Annotated in this window: 18 protein-coding genes and 3 pseudogenes; 12 read left to right on the forward strand and 9 right to left on the reverse strand. The window is 66.3% G+C overall.

Annotated elements, in window-relative coordinates; genetic code table 11:
- The 11 genes and pseudogenes from ASE76_RS19920 to ASE76_RS06845 form a co-directional block, all read left to right on the forward strand.
- Positions 1-680, forward strand: a 680-nt coding sequence (locus tag ASE76_RS19920) for an RHS repeat-associated core domain-containing protein (protein ID WP_168389227.1), incomplete at its 5' end; no start/stop codon positions are given.
- A 727-nt stretch (positions 681-1,407) separates the two neighbouring features.
- Positions 1,408-1,662, forward strand: a pseudogene (locus ASE76_RS21450) (hypothetical protein); the annotation flags it as partial.
- A 17-nt stretch (positions 1,663-1,679) separates the two neighbouring features.
- Entirely contained in the window at positions 1,680-2,123 is a 444-nt protein-coding gene (locus ASE76_RS06815) for an RHS repeat domain-containing protein (protein ID WP_055836779.1), read from the forward strand.
- Between the two features lie 105 nt (positions 2,124-2,228).
- Positions 2,229-2,390, forward strand: a 162-nt coding sequence (locus tag ASE76_RS21455; RefSeq protein ID WP_369793388.1) for an RHS repeat domain-containing protein, incomplete at its 3' end; no start/stop codon positions are given.
- Position 2,391: 1 nt separating this feature from the next.
- A pseudogene (locus ASE76_RS19935) lies at positions 2,392-2,852 on the forward strand (RHS repeat-associated core domain-containing protein); the annotation flags it as partial.
- 242 nt (positions 2,853-3,094) lie between these two features.
- Positions 3,095-3,472, forward strand: coding sequence for a hypothetical protein (locus ASE76_RS20470; RefSeq protein ID WP_156362558.1), 378 nt, complete (start codon positions 3,095-3,097; stop codon positions 3,470-3,472).
- Positions 3,473-3,832: 360 nt separating this feature from the next.
- Positions 3,833-4,212: pseudogene (locus ASE76_RS21460) on the forward strand (hypothetical protein); the annotation flags it as partial.
- 662 nt (positions 4,213-4,874) lie between these two features.
- Positions 4,875-5,612 (forward strand): TorF family putative porin, encoded by a 738-nt coding sequence (locus ASE76_RS06830; RefSeq protein WP_055836788.1) that lies wholly within the window; start codon positions 4,875-4,877, stop codon positions 5,610-5,612.
- Between the two features lie 31 nt (positions 5,613-5,643).
- On the forward strand, positions 5,644-5,982 hold the full coding sequence (glnK, locus tag ASE76_RS06835) for a P-II family nitrogen regulator (protein ID WP_055836791.1): 339 nt from the start codon (positions 5,644-5,646) through the stop codon (positions 5,980-5,982).
- A gap of 33 nt (positions 5,983-6,015) precedes the next feature.
- A complete protein-coding gene (amt, locus tag ASE76_RS06840) occupies positions 6,016-7,539 on the forward strand; it encodes an ammonium transporter (protein ID WP_055836796.1) in 1,524 nt (507 codons plus the stop codon).
- A 218-nt stretch (positions 7,540-7,757) separates the two neighbouring features.
- Positions 7,758-8,579 carry a YoaK family protein gene (locus ASE76_RS06845; RefSeq protein WP_156362560.1) on the forward strand — a complete coding sequence of 274 codons (822 nt, stop codon included), beginning with the start codon at positions 7,758-7,760 and terminating at the stop codon, positions 8,577-8,579.
- A 36-nt stretch (positions 8,580-8,615) separates the two neighbouring features.
- Here ASE76_RS06845 and ASE76_RS06850 read toward each other — a convergent pair whose 3' ends face one another.
- The gene (locus ASE76_RS06850; protein WP_201781843.1) at positions 8,616-10,529 is read right to left on the reverse strand and encodes a potassium transporter Kup; all 1,914 of its coding nucleotides are present in this window, start codon (positions 10,527-10,529) and stop codon (positions 8,616-8,618) included.
- A gap of 73 nt (positions 10,530-10,602) precedes the next feature.
- Positions 10,603-10,968: a glyoxalase superfamily protein gene (locus tag ASE76_RS06855; protein WP_055836798.1), complete on the reverse strand. Its 366-nt coding sequence runs from the start codon at positions 10,966-10,968 to the stop codon at positions 10,603-10,605.
- Positions 10,969-11,086: 118 nt separating this feature from the next.
- On the opposite strand from ASE76_RS06855, the gene ASE76_RS06860 reads away from it, so the two are divergent.
- Positions 11,087-12,034 carry a ProQ/FINO family protein gene (locus ASE76_RS06860; protein WP_082448123.1) on the forward strand — a complete coding sequence of 316 codons (948 nt, stop codon included), beginning with the start codon at positions 11,087-11,089 and terminating at the stop codon, positions 12,032-12,034.
- A 16-nt stretch (positions 12,035-12,050) separates the two neighbouring features.
- On the opposite strand, the gene ASE76_RS06865 is transcribed toward ASE76_RS06860, so the two are convergent.
- The 7 genes from ASE76_RS06865 to ASE76_RS06895 all read right to left on the reverse strand — a co-directional run bounded on the left by ASE76_RS06865 (position 12,051) and on the right by ASE76_RS06895 (position 19,351).
- Entirely contained in the window at positions 12,051-12,926 is an 876-nt protein-coding gene (locus tag ASE76_RS06865) for a gamma-glutamyl-gamma-aminobutyrate hydrolase family protein (RefSeq protein ID WP_369793385.1), read from the reverse strand.
- Between the two features lie 59 nt (positions 12,927-12,985).
- Positions 12,986-14,101 (reverse strand): catalase family protein, encoded by a 1,116-nt coding sequence (locus ASE76_RS06870; RefSeq protein WP_055836801.1) that lies wholly within the window; start codon positions 14,099-14,101, stop codon positions 12,986-12,988.
- 183 nt (positions 14,102-14,284) lie between these two features.
- The gene (locus tag ASE76_RS06875; RefSeq protein ID WP_055836997.1) at positions 14,285-15,694 is read right to left on the reverse strand and encodes a sensor histidine kinase; all 1,410 of its coding nucleotides are present in this window, start codon (positions 15,692-15,694) and stop codon (positions 14,285-14,287) included.
- Between the two features lie 52 nt (positions 15,695-15,746).
- Positions 15,747-16,415 carry a response regulator transcription factor gene (locus ASE76_RS06880; protein ID WP_055836804.1) on the reverse strand — a complete coding sequence of 223 codons (669 nt, stop codon included), beginning with the start codon at positions 16,413-16,415 and terminating at the stop codon, positions 15,747-15,749.
- Between the two features lie 67 nt (positions 16,416-16,482).
- On the reverse strand, positions 16,483-17,343 hold the full coding sequence (locus tag ASE76_RS06885; protein WP_055836807.1) for an ABC transporter substrate-binding protein: 861 nt from the start codon (positions 17,341-17,343) through the stop codon (positions 16,483-16,485).
- 33 nt (positions 17,344-17,376) lie between these two features.
- The gene (locus ASE76_RS06890) at positions 17,377-18,774 is read right to left on the reverse strand and encodes a diguanylate cyclase (protein WP_168389228.1); all 1,398 of its coding nucleotides are present in this window, start codon (positions 18,772-18,774) and stop codon (positions 17,377-17,379) included.
- Positions 18,775-18,856: 82 nt separating this feature from the next.
- Positions 18,857-19,351 carry a MarR family winged helix-turn-helix transcriptional regulator gene (locus ASE76_RS06895; RefSeq protein WP_055836814.1) on the reverse strand — a complete coding sequence of 165 codons (495 nt, stop codon included), beginning with the start codon at positions 19,349-19,351 and terminating at the stop codon, positions 18,857-18,859.
- Positions 19,352-19,472: the final 121 nt, after the last annotated feature.

Below are 19,472 nucleotides of genomic sequence, written 5' to 3' on the forward strand. Positions count from 1 at the left end.
CCGCGCAATCGGAGGCCTTCGGCAAGACCACGCCGAGCAGTAGCAGCCGGCTGGAGATGAACCTGCGGCTGCCGGGGCAGTACTTCGACGGGGAGAGCGGGACGCACTACAACCGGTTCAGGGACTATGTGCCGGGGACAGGGCGGTATGATCAAGTTGACCCCATAGGCTTAACTAATGGGCTAAATATTTACTTGTATGTGGAAGCATCCCCGTTAATTAAGGCGGATTCACTCGGTTTATACACGGAAGTAGTTGTATGGCAGGGCGTAGGCATCGGTTCATCTTCATTTGGCCATGTATCAGCAAATATAAATAACGTAAACTTCTCTTGGGGGCCAAGCGGATGGGATAAACAGTCGGCAACCGCATCTGAATACAATGCAAGGCAGCAAGATTTCCGTGGCGGAATAGGTGTAATATTAAAATTGGATAGCCAGCAAGAATCATCATTGTCCTCGTGTTTAAGGGCTCATGTGTCTTCGTACAATGCAGTACTGAATAATTGCGGAAATCCTATTCAACAATGTTTGATGACTGTAGGCGCCGGGGTAGGGGACGCAATATTGCCTAGTTCCGTTCTTGATAATTTACAAGCATCTCCTAACGCTGTGGGGAGTATTTCATATCCTTCGCCTCGGCCCACAAGTGGCTTTGGCAGAGGTATGATATGGAGATAAGCCGAAGCATAAAGTGGTTAACTTTTGCTGCTGCGTCGTTAATGACCATGCTTACATATTTCTCATGCCAAAGAATGAGCATTGTTGTTATTCATCAAATTGAGTTTTCTGAAAATCTTAATTCTGAAATAAACACATATCATGCTGGACCTGGGAGCGTCTTTTCGGTGGTTGGATGTGAAGACACTAAGCATTACATTATTCCAATAATTATTTTTAATAAAAAAAGATTTTATGTGAAAAGTGGCAAATATAAATTTTTGAAAAATTCACTGTGGGATTTAAATGGCGGGCCTATATCGGTATCCTGTCCAAGTATTGGCAGTAGGTAATTTAAATATTTTGCTTCCTTATCTTGCAAACATATTAAAAAATTTGTTGCAAACGCGATTTTCTAAAATGCTCTATTAAAACATGTTATGAACTTATGAAAAAGCTGCTGCGCAACAAGCACTTACGAAAATTTCGTAGTTTACAAAAAATGCAAAGCCTATGCGCGTCAATGGATTGTTAAAAAGTTCATAACACGTTCTAAGTCAGCATTGGCAAACGTTTGAAGCATAGGAACCAGCACTGGATGGCTTGTGAGCACCTCTCTGCCGCCTCCAAAAACACAATCAATCTAATCACGCTGAAAATAGCTTGCTTTCTACGAGCGCTATAAAAATAGTAGCTGCTAGCCGGCTTCTAGAAATGCTTCCAGCATTCTGAGTTCCTGAAGTCGTTGATGCTTGCCGACTGTTTGCTATCAATTCCGACAGCCACAACGCCTAGGGCAACTGTCCTTGACTTCCTTTCGCTGCGGGCCAGCACCGTGCTCTACGACCCACTGCAGCGCCTGCGCAGCAGCCAAGTCAGCGGCGCCGACGGCAGGCTGCTCGGCCGGGACCTGACCTACGACYTGGCCGGCAACATCACCCAGCGCCAGACCGAGGCCGGCAACTTCGCCTACGCCTACGACCGCCTGGGCCGCCTGACCGAAGCCACCCCGCCAGCAGCATGCAGTGGGGCACTGGCGCCGAGCAGACCCGGCTGCGCTACAACGCCAACGGCAACCTGCAGCAGCAGAGCTACGCGGGCCAGACCAGAACCCACCGCTACGACGCCACCGACCGGCTGGTCGGCATCGGCGACGAGCAGGGCAGCAGCGCCCGCTACGCCTACGACCCGCTGGGCCGGCGCATCAGGAAGACCGTCGGCACGGCGGGCGGTGGCGGCGAAGTCACCACCTGGTACGTCTACAGCGACGAAGGCCTGATCGCGGAGCTCGACGGCCAGGGTGTCCTGAAGAGGAGCTACGGCTGGGTGCCGGATGCGATGTGGGGCACGGCGCCCCTGTGGCAGGCCGAGGCATCGACGGGAGCAAGAGCAGGAAACCAAAGCGCGACCCTGGCGACAGCCGACTACCACTACCTGCACACCGACCACCTGGGCACCCCGTAATATTTCCCGAGTTTGACCAGTGCTTAATTNTGGCAGGCCGAGGCATCGACGGGAGCAAGAGCAGGAAACCAAAGCGCGACCCTGGCGACAGCCGACTACCACTACCTGCACACCGACCACCTGGGCACCCCGCAGGCGGCAACCGACGCGCAGGGCCGGTCGTCGTGGTCCGCGCAATCGGAGGCCTTCGGCAAGACCACGCCGAGCAGTAGCAGCCGGCTGGAGATGAACCTGCGGCTGCCGGGGCAGTACTTCGACGGGGAGAGCNCCGCGCAATCGGAGGCCTTCGGCAAGACCACGCCGAGCAGTAGCAGCCGGCTGGAGATGAACCTGCGGCTGCCGGGGCAGTACTTCGACGGGGAGAGCAGGACGCACTACAACCGGTTTAGGGACTACGTCTCGGCAACAGGGCGGTACCTCCAGATCGATCCCGTCGGACTGTTGGGCGGGTGGAATCGATACGAGTATGTCGGAGGTGGCCCGCTAAATGCAATCGATCCGTTTGGCCTTGATACCATAGTTATCATTGGCGGCCCGACGAGCGGGAATCCATTTGGTCACGCTGCCATCGGATTTACTGGCCAAGGCGTTTATAGCTATGGAACAAACACTCTTCCTGGCAGTAGTCTTACCGATTACCTTTCGGCGCAGTCCGCCTACCGAGACTCAACAATTTATATAATAAAAACTGGACCGGAGCAGGAAGCGAAAATGCGCGATGAATCCTAAGCTATGTAAATAAACGATTGCCTGACCCTCGCAAAGATTTTTGGGGGGCAGCTCGTGATACATGCGCAACACGGACCCAGAATGCATTGGAAGCGGGTGGAGTAAATTCCTCTTTTGCTCCTATTACCAGCCCCTTTCCATCATATACCGGTGGTATAGCCTCGAGAAATGCTGAAACCACCATTTTTATTCCGCGGGGATCAGCCATGCCCGGCGGCTTGTCTTCCTATAATAGGTAAATTATGACAAAAATAGTTTCATGTATATGTGCAATTTTTATTGTTGGCTGTGATGTTGCTTCAATAGAAAACGAAGCAATTAACAAATCAGAATACTCTCTGCTTCAGTATTATGCTTATGAATTCCAACAAGCCAAGCATGATCGACCTTATATGATTTTTAAAAAAGCCTTAAATACAGATATTAATGTCATAGCATTTCCGGCTGCAAATAAAAATAATGGTTATGTTGCGATTATTGCAAAATCGGCGGGTTACCCAAGAGTGAAAATCTTACCAGAAGAAGAATTCATTATAAATAAAAAATCCTATGAAGAATTGAAATCAGAGATCTCAATTTCCAGAGAAGTAAATTTTTTTATTCAATCTAAAATAAAATAGAGAGGCTTGGGCGGATTTGAGACTGATGTGCAATATAAGAGTGATATGCTAATAAAAAGATGGCAATTGCAACCCATATCAAACAGCAAGGGCTAATAGTTAAGACCTATGAGCCAAGCGCGTGCATGGCTTCCGAGCGCTGTTATTCCTAAAAATACAATAAAGCTGATAAAGCTGAAAGTAGCTTTGTTTTCCTTGGATGCTATAAAAATAGTAGGCAGTAGTCGTTGACAAGAAACGTTTTCGGCAACTTTTGTGCCTGATGTCATTGCTGCTTGCCGACTGCTTGCTATCTATTTCGACAACCACAACACCCACGGGTAACTGCCGCTCGACCTCTTCTCGCTACTGGCCAGCACCTTGGCCTACGACCCGCTGCAGCGCCTGCGCAGCAGCCAGGTCAGCGGCGCCGACGGCAGGCTGCTCGATCGGGGCCTGACCTACGACCTGGCCGGCAACATCACCCAGCGCCAGACCGAGGCCGGCAACTTCGCCTACGCCTACGACCGCCTGGGCCGCCTGACCGAAAACATCACCCAGCGCCAGACCGAGGCCGGCAACTTCGCCTACGCCTACGACCGCCTGGGCCGCCTGACCGAAGCCACCCCGCCAGCAGCATTGCAGCGCAGCGCGGCCAACCCGCAAGGCCTGCCCGCGGAGCGCTACACCTACGACGCCGTCGGCAACCGCACCTCCAGCGCCCACCAGCCCGGTGCCTGGGCCTACGGCGCGGACAACGANCAGCGCAGCGCGGCCAACCCGCAAGGCCTGCCCGCGGAGCGCTACACCTACGACGCCGTCGGCAACCGCACCTCCAGCGCCCACCAGCCCGGTGCCTGGGCCTACGGCGCGGACAACGAACTGCTGCAGTGGGGCACGGGCGCCGAGCAGACCCGGCTGCGCTGCAGGGCACGCCGCAGGACGCGACCGATGCGCAGGGCAGATCGTGGTTGCTACTCATTTCGGGGCTTTCCGCAAGACGGTGCCCAGTGCGAGCAGCCGGCTGGAGATGAACCTACGGCTGCCGATGCTGCACTTTGATGGGGACAGCCGGATGCACTAGACGCGGTTCAGGGACTATGTGCCGACGACCGGGTGTCTTGCAGACGTACCCCGATCGGACTTCGGGGTGAACGGCACCAGCAGGCACGGACTTCGCGCTCTGGACAATCGACGCTTGTGGTGCGTGCCGCATGCCGTTGGTGCATGCACTGTATTTGTGCGGCTTCCAAGCGCTCGGTCCCCTGACTGCACGTTCCTTGCGCCTGCTTGGTGCATTTTTTGCGCATTCTTTAGACCCGGGCGGTACCTGCGGTGCCAGCATCGGCGACTGGCACGGTTCGTGCACCCGTCGCTGTGCCAATTTGTCACCGCCATTCAAACCCTCCGGAGAAGAAGAGCCATGAAGAAAACCCTGCTTGCGATCGCTGCTGCCGCGGCTTCGGCCACCGTTTTTGCGCAGACTGCGGCCGAGCCTGCCTACACCCTGTCGTACAACGTGGGCGTTGTCTCCGACTACCGCTTCCGTGGCATCTCGCAATCGCGCCTGAAGCCGGCCCTGCAGGGCGGCATCGACTTCGCGCACGCAAGCGGTTTCTACCTGGGCTTCTGGGGCTCCACCATCCGCATCCTGGAAGACATTCCCGGCGGCAAGGGCCCGGTCGAGCTCGACTTCTACGGCGGCTACAAGGGCAAGGTCAACGACGACTTCTCCTACGACGTCGGCCTGCTGCGCTACCAGTACCCCCGCGAGAACTTCGCCACCACCCCCAACACGACCGAGCTGTACGCCGCAGGCACCTGGAAGATGCTGACGGTCAAGTACTCGCACAGCCTGGGCAAGGAAACCTTCGGCGTGCCGAACAGCCGCGGCAGCGGCTACCTGGAAGCGGCCGCCGCGTTCGACCTGGGCGAGGGCTTCTCGCTCACGCCGCACGTCGGCCGCCAGTACTTCAAGGACAACGGCTACGCGTCGTACACCGATTACTCGCTGGCGCTCGGCAAGGACCTGGGCAACGGCTTCTCGCTGTCGGCCGCGGTCGTCGGCACCAACGCCGACAAGGTCTTCTACGCATCGGGCGCCAACGGCAAGTTCCTGGGCAAGACCGGCGTGGTGCTCGGCGCCAAGTACAGCTTCTGACCACGGAGCCACCCAACAGGACACCCGGCTTATGAAAATCGTCACCGCCATCATCAAACCCTTCAAGCTCGACGAGGTGCGCGAAGCACTCTCGGCCATCGGCGTGCAGGGCATCACCGTGACCGAGGTCAAGGGCTTCGGCCGCCAGAAGGGCCACACCGAGCTCTACCGCGGCGCGGAATACGTCGTCGACTTCCTGCCCAAGGTCAAGATCGAGGCCGCCATCTCCGACGACCTGGTCGAGCGCGTGATCGAAGCCGTCGAGGGCGCTGCCCGCACCGGCAAGATCGGCGACGGCAAGATCTTCGTCCACAACCTCGAGCAGGTCGTGCGCATCCGTACCGGCGAAACCGGCCGCGAGGCGCTCTGACGCCGGCAGAACGCAGAAAGAAGCACTGACATCATGAAAAAATTGCTTGCCTCCCTGTTGCTGGGCATGAGCCTGCTGGCCGGCGGATCGTTCGCCGTGGCGCAGACCGCCGCGACACCGACCGCCGAAGCCGCCGCGCCCGCGTCCACCGCGCCGGCCGCTGCGGCCCCTGCCGCAGCCGCCGCGGCACCCGCCGAAGCCGCTCCCGCGGCCGCCGCCCCCGTCCCCAACAAGGGCGATACCGGCTGGATGATGGTCTCGACCCTGCTGGTGCTGATGATGGCCGTCCCCGGCCTGGCACTGTTCTACGGCGGCCTGGTCCGCAGCAAGAACATGCTGTCGGTGCTGATGCAGGTCATGGTCACCTTCTCGCTGATCGTCGTGCTGTGGTTCATCTACGGCTACAGCCTGGCGTTCACCGAGGGCAACGCCTTCATCGGCGGGTTCGACCGGTTCTTCATGAAGGGCATCTGGGACAACACCGCCGGCACCTTCGCCAACGGCGCGACCTTCAGCAAGGGCGTGGTCATTCCGGAGATCGTGTTCGCGGCGTTCCAGGCGACCTTCGCCGGCATCACCTGCGCGCTGATCGTCGGCTCCTTCGCCGAGCGGATCAAGTTCTCGGCGGTCCTGGTGTTCATGGCGATCTGGTTCACCTTCAGCTACCTGCCGATGGCCCACATGGTCTGGTTCTGGCAAGGTCCCGACGCCTACACCGGCAAGGAACTGGTCGATTCGCTCAACGCGAAGGCCGGCCTGATCTGGCAGTGGGGCGCGCTCGACTTCGCCGGCGGCACCGTGGTGCACATCAACGCAGCCGTGGCCGGCCTGGTGGGTGCCTTCGTGGTCGGCAAGCGCATCGGCTACGGCAAGGAAGCCCTGACCCCGCACAGCCTGACGCTGACGATGGTCGGCGCCGCCCTGCTGTGGGTGGGCTGGTTCGGCTTCAACGCCGGCTCGGCGCTGGAAGCCAACGGCACGGCCGCACTGGCCTTCGTCAACACGATGCTGGCTACCGCCGCCGCGGTGCTGACCTGGTGCCTGGGCGAAGCGATGCTGCGCGGCAAGGCCTCGATGCTGGGCGCCGCGTCCGGCGCGGTGGCGGGCCTGGTGGCGATCACGCCGGCAGCCGGCAACGTCGGCATCGGCGGCGGTCTGGTGATCGGCCTGCTGGCAGGCTTCGCCGGCCTGTGGGGCGTGACCGGCCTGAAGAAGATGCTGGGCGCCGACGACTCGCTCGACGTGTTCGGCGTGCACGGTGTCTGCGGCATCCTGGGCGCGATCCTGACCGGCGTGTTCAACGCACCGGCGCTCGGCGGCCCCGGCTACGTGGCCGACTGGGTCACCGCGACCGTCATCACCTCGGCCGACTACTCGATCGCGTCGCAGGTCTGGGTGCAGCTGAAGGGCGTGCTGCTGACGGTGGTGTGGTCCGGCGTGGTGTCGTTCATCGCCTTCAAGGTGGTGGACCTGACCATCGGCCTGCGTGTCTCGGAAGAGTCCGAGCGCGAAGGCCTGGACATCACCTCCCACGGCGAAACCGCCTACAACCGTTGATTCTGCGGAGCGCTGGCACGGCCCTTGCGTCGTTGCCAGCGCTGCAGGAATTCTTGTAGCGAGAGTCTCCTTTGGATGTTGGGCCCGCAGCGATGCGGGCCTTTTTTTGTCCGCGCGCCTCGGGATGCACCCGGTGCGTGCGCCCGGTGCCGCCCCGGTTTGCTACCCTTCGGCGATGCGCCGCCGTCCGGCGGGCACACCGTTCCTGGAGGACCCGTTTGCGCCGCCTGCTCCACATCGCCGACCGGCACCGCACCCCCGCCACCACGCGGCTGCTCGGCTGGTTCCTGGCGTTCAATGCGGGCGCGGTGAATGCAGGCGGCGTGCTGGTGGTGCACATGTACACCTCGCACATGACCGGCTTTGCCTCGCAGGTGGCCGACAGCCTGGTGCTGGGGCACGGCGAGTTGTTGCTGAACGCGATCGGCGCGCTGCTGGCCTTCACCTGCGGCGCCGCCTGCACCGCGATCATCGTCAACTGGGCGCGGGTGCACCGGCTGCGCAGCGCCTACGCCCTGCCCCTGCTGCTCGAGGCCGGCCTGCTGCTGCCCTTCGGGCTGATGGGCGCGATCACGCTCACTTGGTCCACGCCCTTCGCGGTGCCGCTCACCGTGCTGCTGCTGTCCTTCATCATGGGGCTGCAGAACGCGCTCGGCACCAAGGCTTCGGCCGGGCGGGTGCGCAGCACCCACATGACCGGCAACGTGACCGACCTGGGCATCGAGCTAGGCAAGCTGCTGTACCACAACCGCAGCGGCACGCCGCCCGAAGCGCAGGTGCGCGCCAACCGGGCGCGGATGCGGCTGCACGGCGGGCTGCTGCTGGCCTTCGTCGGTGGCGGCCTGTTCGGCGCCGCCGGCTTCAAGTACGTGGGTTTCCTGTGGGTGGTACCGCTGGCCGGACTGCTGCTGGCGCTGGCCCTGCCGCCCTTCCTGCACGACCTGCGGCGGCACACGCACCTGCGCACGCTGATGCTGACGATGCGCGATCGCCTGCGCCGTGTCTGGCAGCGCCTGCCCGCAGGCAAGCCGCCGCGCTGAGCGGCTGGCCCGCCGTCCGGAGCGGGAGGGCCGGCGTCAACCGGCGCGGCGCCCGATCTCTATCAACCGGTTGGCCGGCAGGCCGAAGTAGTCGGAGGCATGGCCCGCATTGCGTTGCATCGAGCGGTACAGGGTGCTGCGGACCCGTCCCAGCCCCGCCATCAAGCCGGTGCCCTGCGAGGCGCGCGAGACGAAATAGGAGGTCGCCATCGCCTCGATGGGCAAGCCCTGCCGCTCGGCCAGCAGTTCGATGAACTCGGGCACATGGGGTGCCTCCATGAAGCCGTGCCGGGCGGTGACGCGCCAGAAGCCGCCGTCGAGCGCGCGTGCCTCCAGCCTGCGTTCCGCGTCCACCCGCGGCACCGGCAATGTCTGCATCTGGAGCACGACGACGCGTTCGTGCAGCACCTGGTTGTGCTTGAGGTTGTGCAGCAAGGCGTGCGGCACGCTGTCAGCGTCGGCGCTGAGGAACACCGCGGTGCCGCGGACCCGGTGCGGCATGCCGGCCTGGAGCGACGCGATGAACGGCTCCAGCGGAAACCGCTCGGCCTCGGCCGCCTTCTCGCTCAGGATGCGTCCCTTCGACCAGGTGGTGAAGACGACCATCACCGCTGCCGCGACCGCCAGGGTGATCCATCCGCCCTCGGCGATCTTCAGGCTGTTGGCGAGGATGAAGCCCAGGTCGACCAGCGCGAAGAGCGTGGTGCCCACCACCACCGCCGCGGCATTCCACCGCCAGAGCCGCAGGGCCACCAGACCGGCCAGCAAGGTCGTGGTCAGCATCGTCACCGACACCGCGATGCCGTACGCGGCCGACAACGCACCCGAGCTGCGAAACGCCACCACCAGCAGCAGCACACCGGCCATGAGCAGCCAGTTCACCGTGGGCAGGTACACCTGGCCGATCGCCTGACCCGATGTCTGCACCACCCGCATGCGCGGCAGATAGCCCATGTGCATCGCATGGGCCGTCATGGAGAACGCGCCGGAGATCACCGCCTGCGACGCGATCACCGTGGCGCAGGCGGCCAGTGCCACCATCGGCACCGTGGCCCAGGCAGGAAACATCCGGAAGAAGGGGTTGTCGATCGCCGCCGGATTCGCCAGCACCAGCGCACCCTGGCCGAAGTAGTTCAGCACCAGCGCCGGCAAGGCGAGCAGCACCCAGGCGCGGCGGATCGGCCCGGCGCCGAAGTGGCCCATGTCGGCGTACAGCGCCTCGCCTCCGGTGAACGCCAGGAACACCGCGCCGAGGACGCCCAGGGCCTGTGCGCGGTGCGTGGCGAAGAAGCCGATGGCCCAGCGCGGGTCGAGCGCCGCGAGTACCTGCGGATTGCGCACCAGATGGGCCAGGCCCGCCGCTGCCAGCACGCCGAACCAGACCAGCATCACCGGCCCGAATACCCGGCCCACGGTGGCGGTGCCCTTGCGCTGCACCACGAAGAGCGCCACCAGGACCCCCAGGGTCAGCGGCACGATGTAGGGCTTGAAGACCGGGGTGGCGATCTCCAGGCCCTCGGCGGCCGACAACACCGAGATCGCCGGGGTGATCAGGCTGTCGCCGTAGAACATCGCGGCGCCCACCAGGCCCAGCCCGATCACCGCATGCCGCTGCCAGGCCCGGCTGGGCCCGCGCTCCAGCGCCGCGCGCGCCAGGCCCTGCAACGCCAGGATGCCCCCCTCGCCGTCCTGGTCGGCGCGCAGCACGAACACCACGTACTTGAGCGTCACCACCAGCAGCAGGCCCCACACCACCAGCGACAGCAGTCCCAGCACCGCCGCCGCGTCCAACGGTACGCCGTGGTCCGGGCTCAGGCATTCCTTGAACGCGTACAGGGGCGAGGTGCCGATGTCGCCGAACACCACGCCCAGCGCCGCGACCATGGGGCCGATGCCGGAGCGGAGCGTTCTGCCGTGCGCGGCGTCGGTTGCGGTGGAGGGGTGCGTCATGGGCGGGCGGACGAGGGCGGGACCGTGAAATGCGCGCGACCGGCAGCCGGCGCGGAGCGGAAAAGCCGGCGCATCATGCCGTATCGGCGGTGAACACCAGGCGGTTGCCGAAAGGATCCTTGATCGCCATGTCGTGCGAACCCCAGGGCATCGCCTCGATCCCGGGGCGGGCGTAGGCGTACGGTTTGGCGGCCAGTTCGGCGTGCAGCGCGGCCAGGCCCGTGGTCGCGATCCGCAGCGCGGCACCGGGGCAGGCGTCCCCGTGGTGCTCGGTCAGGTGCAGCACGCAGCCGTCGCGCGCGATCTGCAGGTACAGCGGAAAGCCGGGCTCGAAGCGGTGCTCCCAGTCCACCCGGAAACCGAGGTAGTCGAGGTAGAACGCGCGGGCCTTGGCTTCGTCGAAGATCCGCAGCAGGGGGATGGGGGCCTGGAGTTGCATGTTTGGATTGTGGCGCGCACGGAACGCACGCCCGGCACCGCAGGGCGGACGACGGCACCGATTCGGCTCGGGCCCATATCGCTGGCATGATCGCGAATTCGCCCTTTTGCTCCATGCCATGACAGATTCCGTGCCCGACGCAGCCGCCGCTCCCGCAGAACAGGTGGTTTCCCCCGCCGTGCAGGACCTTCGCTCCCCCGCCCCGCAACCCCCGCGCCCTGCCGGCAAGCGCCGTCCGCAGCAGGACGGCGGCGGCCGCAGGGGGCCGGGCCCCCGTCCGGTGGCCGGAGCCGGCAAAGGCAACGCCCCGGCGCCGTCACGCGCGCCCCATCCGGCACTGGAGCAGCTGGCCGGCTTCTACCCGCAGCTGTTCGGCGCGGTGTTCCGCCCGCTCAAGCGCGGCATCTTCCAGGACCTGCTGGCCGCGCATCCCGACGTGTTCGAGCGCGAAGCCCTCAAGACCGCACTCGGCCTGCACACCCGTTCCACCCGCTACCTGCAGAGCGTGGCCGCAGGCGATGCCCGCCGCGACCTGCAGGGTGCGGTGGTGGAAGACCTGGCGCCGGAGCATGTGCACCATGCCATCGTCGAGCTCTGGCGGCGCCGCGAAGGCCGCACGCCCGAAGCCGAGCGGCCCGCGCTGCGCGCGCAATGGCGCGGCCGCATGGTGCAGGCATTCGAAGCCTCGGGCCTGACCCGCGAGGACTATGCCGAACGGGTGCGTACCCGCAACGACGCCGCCACCGGCCTTCTCGACGAAGCCCTAGCCGAAGCCGGCACGCGCGCCGCCAAGGACGAGGCCCTGCTGCGCGCCTTCGAATCCGGCAGCGCCACCGTCGAAGCCTTCGCCGACATGTACGGCCTGGACCCGCGCCAGGCCGGCCCGCTGCTGGAGCGCGCCCGCAAGCGCCGGGCCGTCGCGGCGGCCGCCGCTGCGGCTGCAGAAGCCGCAGCCGCCGCAGCGCCCGATTCGGAAGTGGACGGCTCCGCCGCGCCTGAAAAGGTGGAAGGCGATACCGACGACACCAACACCGACACCGACACTTCGGCCCCCGAAAAAGGCTGAAAGCCGCCGCGCCGGGTCACCGCATCAGCAGGGCCTGCCGCAACAACCGCGCGGCCCGGTCCCGGATCTGCCCCGGCAGGCTGCGCGCCGGTGCGACCGGCCGGCTGCGGAACGCGGTGCAGGCGTCCAGGAAGTCGTGCAGGATGGCCGTGTCGTCGATCGTGTTGGCACCGTGCCTGTGGAACTCTGGATGCCACTGGGTCGCCGCGATGTAGCCCTTTTGCGGGCCGCCGGTGCGGCGGATCGCCTCGGGCACGCGGTCGGGCGCGCTCCAGGCTTCCACCGTGAAATCGGGCGCCAGCTGCTTGATGCCCTGGTGGTGGATGCTGTTGACCCGTGCCCGCAGGACGCCCGGGTAGAGCTGCGAAAGGCGCGTCTTCTCGACGATGTCGATCTCGTGGAAATTCTGGTCGTAGGTGGTCGCGTCCCGGTGGCGCAGGGCGCCGGCGTGCTGGGTCTCGATGTCCTGGTACAGCGTGCCGCCATAGGCCACGTTGATCAGCTGCAGGCCGCGGCACACGCCGAAGACCGGCTTGCCGGCCTGCGCGAAGGCCTCGACCACCGCCAGGTCGTACAGGTCGCGCACCCGGTCGCCGATCCAGGCGTCCTGCAGCGGCTCCTCGCCGTAGCTGCCCGGCCAGACATCGGCCCCGCCGTGCATGACGACGCCGTCGAGCCACTCCGCGTAGTGCGCCAGGGTCACGTCGCCCCGGGCGGTTTCGCCGGTCGGGCAGGGCACCATCACCACCATCGCACCGGCCGACATCAGCCAGTGGGCGATCGACTGCTCCACGTACTGGAGCGTCTTGCCGGTGAAAAGCGACCGGTCCGGATCGGCATGCTGGAAACAGGCCGACAGACCGATCTTCAGGCGCTTGGAGCTTGTCTGCATGGATGCCATTGTGGCGCGCCACGCCTGCGGCTGCATGCGGTGCCGCGACGAAGGCGCGCTCAGCCCACCATGTCCGCGTTGCGCGGCTCGTGCATCGGGCATCCGTTGCGGCTGCCGCGGAACGCCACCGATTCGGGATACACCGCGCGCCGTACCCGCATGACAGAGCCGAGCGGCCGATGCGCGGCCAGGCCGTGCCAGGGATTGAAGGACATGCCGTCGTCCACCGAAGCCTTGCGGGCGGCATCCCAGGCCGACTGTCGCGGAATGCGGATGCGGGCGACGGCCAGATAGGGGCTCTGTTCTTCCGGCCAGATCACCGACGGGTCCTCGATCGGCATCGCCTCGATGTCGGTGCAGAGCTGCACCCGCAACTCCCATTCGGCATCGTCGTGCGACGCGAAGAAGTCGGACACTGCGTCGCGCAGGCCGTCGGGCTTGTCGTCCAGGTCCACCGGCGCGTCCTTCAATGCGGTGAGCGAAGGTGCCACCGGCACGATCTGCAGCTTGGCCATGTAGGGGCCGTAGAGCAGCGGCACCTGGGCGAAGTAGGTGTCGCCCAGCGGGTGCGTCTCGGGGTGTCCGCCCATGGCCTTCACCGTACCGCTTTCAAGTCCCACCGCTTCCAGCACCTTCTCGGTGCCGCGCAGCACGCTCGACAGCACCTTCTTGGCGGTCGGCACCTTGTCGGTGGTAGCGGCCAGCAGCTTCAGGTTGCGCAGGAAGCCCTTGGCATTGGGCGCCGAGAACTTCGGGCCGTTGATCATCAGGAAATCCTGGGTGGTGGCGCCTTCCGAGCCGGGCAGGCGCGCACCGTCCACGCCGATCACCTTGACCGCCATCGCGCGCGGCAGCGAGACGGCGTCGTCCAGTTCTTCTGCCGGGGGCGTCGAGAGCCGCGCCACCAGCGGGTAGGTGCCGGCCTGGGCGAAAAGTCCCTGGGCCAGCGTGGGCGGCAGGTTCGGCAGCACCTCCAGCTCGCCGCGCAGCAGGCCGTGGCTTTTGGCGTGCACGCTGCGCAGGGCGTGGCCGGTGTGCTCGAACATCGTCGCGGACATCTTCAGCAGCACTTCCTTGGTTTCCGCGATGGTCTCGGCTTCGCCGTCCTCGGGCGTCTCGAAGGTGGGCTGGTAGGGGATCGGCGCGGCGGCGCCTGCAGGAGGGGTGGAAGTCATCGTGGTCCTTGTAGTGCTGCGGGCCGGGCAAATGCCGACCGTAAGAGAACCGTTTGTATCAGCGGGTTTGGGCGGGAGCTGTAGGCGCCGGTGCAAGCGGCGGTGACGGACGGAACGCCGCGCCGCTATCGGCAGCCCGCCGGTTTCGGTGCAGGCGAGTCCAGGCCGGCGGGACCGCGGGCGCTAGACGACGGTGGAGCCGAAGCGGACGGTGAAGCGCGTGCCCGGCGGCCGGCGCCCTGGCAGTGCGTCCTCCAGTGCCACCTGGGCGCTGTGCAGCCGGGCGATCTCCCGCACGATCGGCAGGCCCAGGCCGGAGCCGTCGGCGCCGGTGCCGAGGGCGCGGTAGAAGGGCTGGAACACCAGTTCGCGCTCGGCCTCGGGAATGCCCGGGCCCGAATCCTCCACCTGCAGCAAGGCGACGCCGCCGAAGGCATCGGCCAGCACCCGCGCGGTGATGACGCCCGGTCGCTCGGCGGTCGAGGGCGTATAGGCCAGGGCGTTGTCGACCAGGTTGCGGATCATCTCCTTCAACAGCGTCGGATGGCCCTGCAGCGCCACGCCCGGCGCGCCGGGGGCCAGGCCGTCGTAGCCCAGGTCGATGCGCTTGTCCATCGCGCGCGGCACCGCCTCGCGCACCACCTCCATCGTGATGCGGGCCAGGTCGCAGTGCTGCATCGTGGTGAAGGCGGTGCCGCTGCTCTCGGCCCGCGCCAGGGCCAGCAGCTGGTTGACCGTGTGGGTGGCGCGGATGCTGGCCCGGCCGATCTGCTGCAGCGACAGCTTCAGCTCGGCGGTGCTGGTGCCTTCGCGCTGGGCCAGGTCGGCCTGCATCCGCAGGCCCGCCAGCGGGGTCTTCAGCTGGTGCGCCGCATCGGCCAGGAAGCGCTTCTGGGTCGCGACCGATTCCTGCAGCCGCAGCAGCAGGTCGTTGACCGAGGACACCAGCGGCGCCACCTCCATCGGCACGGCGGTCTCGTCCAGCGGGCTCAGGTCGTCGGGCGAGCGGGCGCGGATCCGCTCCTCCAGCTGCGACAGCGGCTTGATGCCGCGCGCCAGCGCCAGCCACACCAGCAGCACCGCCAGCGGCAGGATCACGAACTGCGGCAGCATCACGCCCTTGATGATCTCGGTCGCCAGCACCGAGCGCTTGCTGCGCGTCTCCGCCACCTGCACCAGCACCTGGATCTGCGGCTGGTCGATGTCGGCCGGCGCGAAGCGCACCCAGGTGGCGGCCACCCGCACGTCCAGGCCGCGCACCTCGTCGTCGCGCAGCCGCACCGCGCCGGTCGGCGGGCGGGGTTCGTCGGCGGGCTGGATCGGTACCGGCAGGTCGCGGTCGCCGGCGAACACCTCGCCGCGCAGGCCGCGCACCTGGTAGTACACCGTGTCGGCATCGTCGGCGCGCAGCAGTTCGCTGGCCGGTTGCGGCAGGTTGAAGGCGAGCCTCCCGTTCTGCAGCGTGACGAACTGCGCCAGCGCCTGTACGTTGTACTCCAGCGCCCGGTCGAACGGCTTGTTGGCGATGCCCTGCGCCACCAGCCAGGTCAGGGCCAGGCTGATCGGCCACAGCAGCAGCAGCGGCGTGAGCATCCAGTCGAGGATCTCCCCGAACAGCGAACGCTGCTGCCTCTGAAAAATCACGCTAGATTTTTTCCAGGCAGTAGCCCAGGCCGCGCACGGTGGCGATCCGGATCGGGCCGCGCTCGATCTTCTTGCGCAGGCGGTGGATGTAGACCTCGATCGCGTTGGTGCTCACCTCTTCGCCCCATTCGCAGAGCCGGTCGACCAGCTGGTCCTTGCTGACCAGGCGGCCGGCGCGCTGCAGCAGCACCTCCAAGAGGCCCAGCTCGCGGGCCGACAGCTCGACCATGCGGCCGTCGATCGTCGCCACCCGGCCGGCCTGGTCGTACTGCAGCGGGCCGTGCTTGATGGTGCTGCTGGTGCCGCCCATGCCGCGGCGCACCAGGGCGCGGACCCGGGCCTCCAGTTCCTGCAGGCTGAAGGGCTTGGCCATGTAGTCGTCGGCACCGAAGTCCAGGCCCTTGACCCGCTCCTCGATGCTGTCGGCCGCGGTCAGGATCAGCACCGGCAGGGTCGATCCGCGGCTGCGCAGGCGCTTCAGGACCTCCAGGCCGTGGACCTTGGGCAGGCCCAGGTCGAGGATCAGCAGATCGAACTCGTCGGTCGCCATCAGGGCGCTGTCGGCCTCGCTGCCGCTGGCCACATGGTCCACGGCGGCGCCCGAGCTGCGCAGGGTTCGCAGCAGCCCGTCCGCCAGGACCTGGTCGTCTTCTGCAATCAGGATGCGCATCGTGTGGGTTTCCTCGCCCCGCGTGCGGGGGCTGTGCGATTCTAGGAGCGCACGGGAACCGCCGCGCTCAGGGTTTAGACGCGGCCGCCGTCGGCGGCACCGCCCCGACGTTGGGGTCGACCCGCGCCAGCAGGCGCTGCACCGTGCCGTCGGCGCGCAGGGATTCGAAGGCGGCGCGGGTGCGCACCACCAGCTCCTCGGGCGTACCGCGGCTGTAGGCGAGGTAGGCGCCCAGGGTCAGCGCGTCGAGCGTCGCCACCCGCGTCAGGCCGGGGCAGGCGGGCTTGAACTGGCGGCAGATGTCGGCGGCGTCGACGTCGGTCATCGGCAGCAGGTCGACCTGCCGGCGCAGCAGGCGCTGGAAGTTGTCCTCGCGGCGCGCCGCCACGGTCAGCATGGTGAAGCCCTGCTGCGCCAGGTAGCGGTGGCGCACGTCGTCGCGGATCACCCCGATCGGGTAGCGGCGCGCATCGTCGAGCTTGGAGACCGCCACCTCGGGCCGGTCGCTCAGGCGGTAGAGGTGGTACTTCAGCGGCAGGATCTCGGCGGTCCAGAGGAACAGGGGCTCGCGCTCGGGCGTGCGCACCAGCAGATAGATCAGCACGTTGGGCGCGTTCAGCGCCATGTCGTACGCGCGGGCCCAGGGGTAGACGCCCAGCTGCGCCGGGATGCCGGCCCGCTCCAGCGCCATCCGCACCAGGTCGGTGGCGGGGCCCGGCGTCACGCCGTCGGACGCGTACGAGTAGGGCGTGACTTCCGAGACCACGGTGATCGGCACGGCCTGCGCGAAGGCGAGCGGCACGGCGGACGGCAGGCCCAGCGCCAGTGCAGCCGCCCAGCGGCGCAGACGCTGCGCCGCGCGGTGCGGCCGGGGCCTCGACGGCGGGCGCGGCGGCGACGGGAGCAGCGAGGGGGAACGTGGGTGCATGTTGCGCTCCGGTGGGGGCTGCCGCTGGGGGTGTCAGAGGGCCGCGACGACGCGGTTGCGGCCCTGTTCCTTGGCCTGGTACATCGCCCGGTCGGCATGGCGGAACAGCATGTCGACGTCGGGCATCGCCGGCTCCTGCTGCGCCACGCCGATGCTCAGGGTGACGTAGGGCGCCGCGCCCGGGCCGGCACCCGCGTGCGTGATCGCCAGGGCGTGCACCGTGTCGCGCAGCAGCTCGGCCAGCCGGGTGGCCTGCGCCAGGGTGGTGTCGGGCAGCAGCAGGGCGAACTCCTCGCCGCCGACGCGCGCGGCCAGGTCGGTCGCACGGGCCGCCACCCGCTGCAGCGCGCCGGCCACGGCGCGCAGGCAGGCGTCGCCGTTGGCATGGCCGTAGGTGTCGTTGAATCGCTTGAAATGGTCGACGTCTGCCAGCAGCAGGCAGAGCGGCTGGCCGGTGCGGTCGCCGCGCGCGAACTCGCGGGCGGAGGCCTCGTCGAAGTGCCGCCGGTTGGCGAGTCCGGTGAGCGCGTCGGTGCGCGACAGCGTCTCCAGCGTGCGGTTGGCCGTCTCCAGCTCCAGCGTGCGGGCCTGCACCAGTTCGGCCAGCCGGTCGCGGTGGTGGGCCAGCTCGGTTTCGTAGCGGTGCTGGCGCTGCAGGAAGTCCGACAGGTTGGTCTGCAGGTGGTTCACCCCGTCCACCAGCTGGGTCAGCTCGTCGCGGCGCGAGGGCGGGCGCCGCAGCACCAGCGGCCGGCCCAGCGTCTCGGGCGAGAGCCGCTTCAGGTGCGCCGCGATGCGCCGCACATGCCGGGTGACCAGCCGGTTGAACACCAGCATCACCAGCCCTGCCACCAGCAGCGACTGGGTGAGCTGCGTCACCACGATGCCCATCAGCTCGACCCGCAGCCGCGACCACAGTGCCCGCTCCTCGCCGTACAGCGTGAGGGTGCCGACGGTTTCCTTGCGGCCGACGAAAGGCTCGTGCACCAGCGCCACGGTGCGGGTGGGCGCCAGCGCCGAGAGCCGCCAGCCGGGCCGCACCGCGCCGAAGGTCTCGGGCTGGCGGCCGCGGGCGTCGGCCGCCACCGTCAGCTCGACCATGCCGACCGCCTTGGCGCCCAGCAGGCCCGAGATCTGGCTGAGCACCGACTCGCGGTCGAGCTCCCAGACCGAGCGAGCCAGCCCGGGCTGGAAGACCTCCTCCAGCATCTTCAGGTCGCTGGCCATCCAGGCGACGCCGTTGTTCCAGGCGGCCCAGGTGCGCACCGCGCCCGCCAAGGCGGTGAAGACGATGCAGAAGCCGAGGGTGACCAGCGTCAGCCGCCCCGCCACCGACCGCAGCGCCTGGCCGATCCGCTGCCGCCGGGTGAGGCACGCGGCCTCCGGCGCCGCGGTCGCAGGCGTGCCGAGCGGCACGGGATCGGGGGGCACGGCACTCATCGACGCATCGGGGGCGGGTCAACAACCATACGCGAGAGTACCGGAGGCCGGCGCGGATGGATAGCCGCCCGGATCACGCCGCGTACGCCTCCAGCCCCAGCCGCACCACGGTGGCCACCGCGTCGCCCACCGCGGCGTGGAACTCGGCCTCGGCCTGCGCCACCGCGCGCTGGAAGCCGGCCAGCCAGTCGCGCCCCGCCGGGGTGAAGCGCACCAGCCGGGCGCGGGCGTCGCGCGGGTCGGGCGCCCGCAGCACCAGGCCCCAGGCCTCGCACTGGTCCACCAGGTCACCCATCGCCTGCTTGCTCATGCCGGCCGCGGCGGCCAGGTCGGTCAGGCGGGCGCCGGGCAGCGGCAGGTGGCGGGTGATGTGGATGTGCGCCGCCGTCACCTGCGACCGCGCCGCCAGGTTCGAGAGCGCCAGCGGCACCTGGGCGTCGTGGGCCATCAGCACCAGCACCCGCTCGTCGAAGCGGCGCATCGCATGGCCCAGCAGGCGGCCCAGATGGGCCTCGCGCCAGCGGTCGTCGTCGGGATCGGGCGGGGAAGCATCGGGTCGTTCGGCCATCGCTGAATGGTAAGCCAAACTGACTAAAAACGGGGTGTACGCGCTGGCACACCCTCCTTAGAATACTGTTCAAGCATCCAGCCTGTGCTTACTCTCAGTCGCTGGAATCCGTTTCAAGTCA

It is taken from the genome of Xylophilus sp. Leaf220, assembly GCF_001421705.1.
GTDB lineage: Bacteria > Pseudomonadota > Gammaproteobacteria > Burkholderiales > Burkholderiaceae_C > Xylophilus.

What these genes read in the sequence shown, in the direction of transcription:
- ASE76_RS06815 (WP_055836779.1), top strand. Translation starts at nt 1,680, where the DNA reads ATGCAGTGGGGCACTGGCGCCGAGCAGACCCGGCTGCGCTACAACGCC.
- ASE76_RS20470 (WP_156362558.1), top strand. Translation starts at nt 3,095, where the DNA reads ATGACAAAAATAGTTTCATGTATATGTGCAATTTTTATTGTTGGCTGT.
- ASE76_RS06830 (WP_055836788.1), top strand. Translation starts at nt 4,875, where the DNA reads ATGAAGAAAACCCTGCTTGCGATCGCTGCTGCCGCGGCTTCGGCCACC.
- glnK (WP_055836791.1), top strand. Translation starts at nt 5,644, where the DNA reads ATGAAAATCGTCACCGCCATCATCAAACCCTTCAAGCTCGACGAGGTG.
- amt (WP_055836796.1), top strand. Translation starts at nt 6,016, where the DNA reads ATGAAAAAATTGCTTGCCTCCCTGTTGCTGGGCATGAGCCTGCTGGCC.
- ASE76_RS06850 (WP_201781843.1), bottom strand. Translation starts at nt 10,529, where the DNA reads ATGACGCACCCCTCCACCGCAACCGACGCCGCGCACGGCAGAACGCTC.
- ASE76_RS06855 (WP_055836798.1), bottom strand. Translation starts at nt 10,968, where the DNA reads ATGCAACTCCAGGCCCCCATCCCCCTGCTGCGGATCTTCGACGAAGCC.
- ASE76_RS06860 (WP_082448123.1), top strand. Translation starts at nt 11,087, where the DNA reads ATGACAGATTCCGTGCCCGACGCAGCCGCCGCTCCCGCAGAACAGGTG.
- ASE76_RS06865 (WP_369793385.1), bottom strand. Translation starts at nt 12,926, where the DNA reads ATGCAGACAAGCTCCAAGCGCCTGAAGATCGGTCTGTCGGCCTGTTTC.
- ASE76_RS06870 (WP_055836801.1), bottom strand. Translation starts at nt 14,101, where the DNA reads ATGACTTCCACCCCTCCTGCAGGCGCCGCCGCGCCGATCCCCTACCAG.
- ASE76_RS06875 (WP_055836997.1), bottom strand. Translation starts at nt 15,694, where the DNA reads ATGCTCACGCCGCTGCTGCTGCTGTGGCCGATCAGCCTGGCCCTGACC.
- ASE76_RS06880 (WP_055836804.1), bottom strand. Translation starts at nt 16,415, where the DNA reads ATGCGCATCCTGATTGCAGAAGACGACCAGGTCCTGGCGGACGGGCTG.
- ASE76_RS06885 (WP_055836807.1), bottom strand. Translation starts at nt 17,343, where the DNA reads ATGCACCCACGTTCCCCCTCGCTGCTCCCGTCGCCGCCGCGCCCGCCG.
- ASE76_RS06895 (WP_055836814.1), bottom strand. Translation starts at nt 19,351, where the DNA reads ATGGCCGAACGACCCGATGCTTCCCCGCCCGATCCCGACGACGACCGC.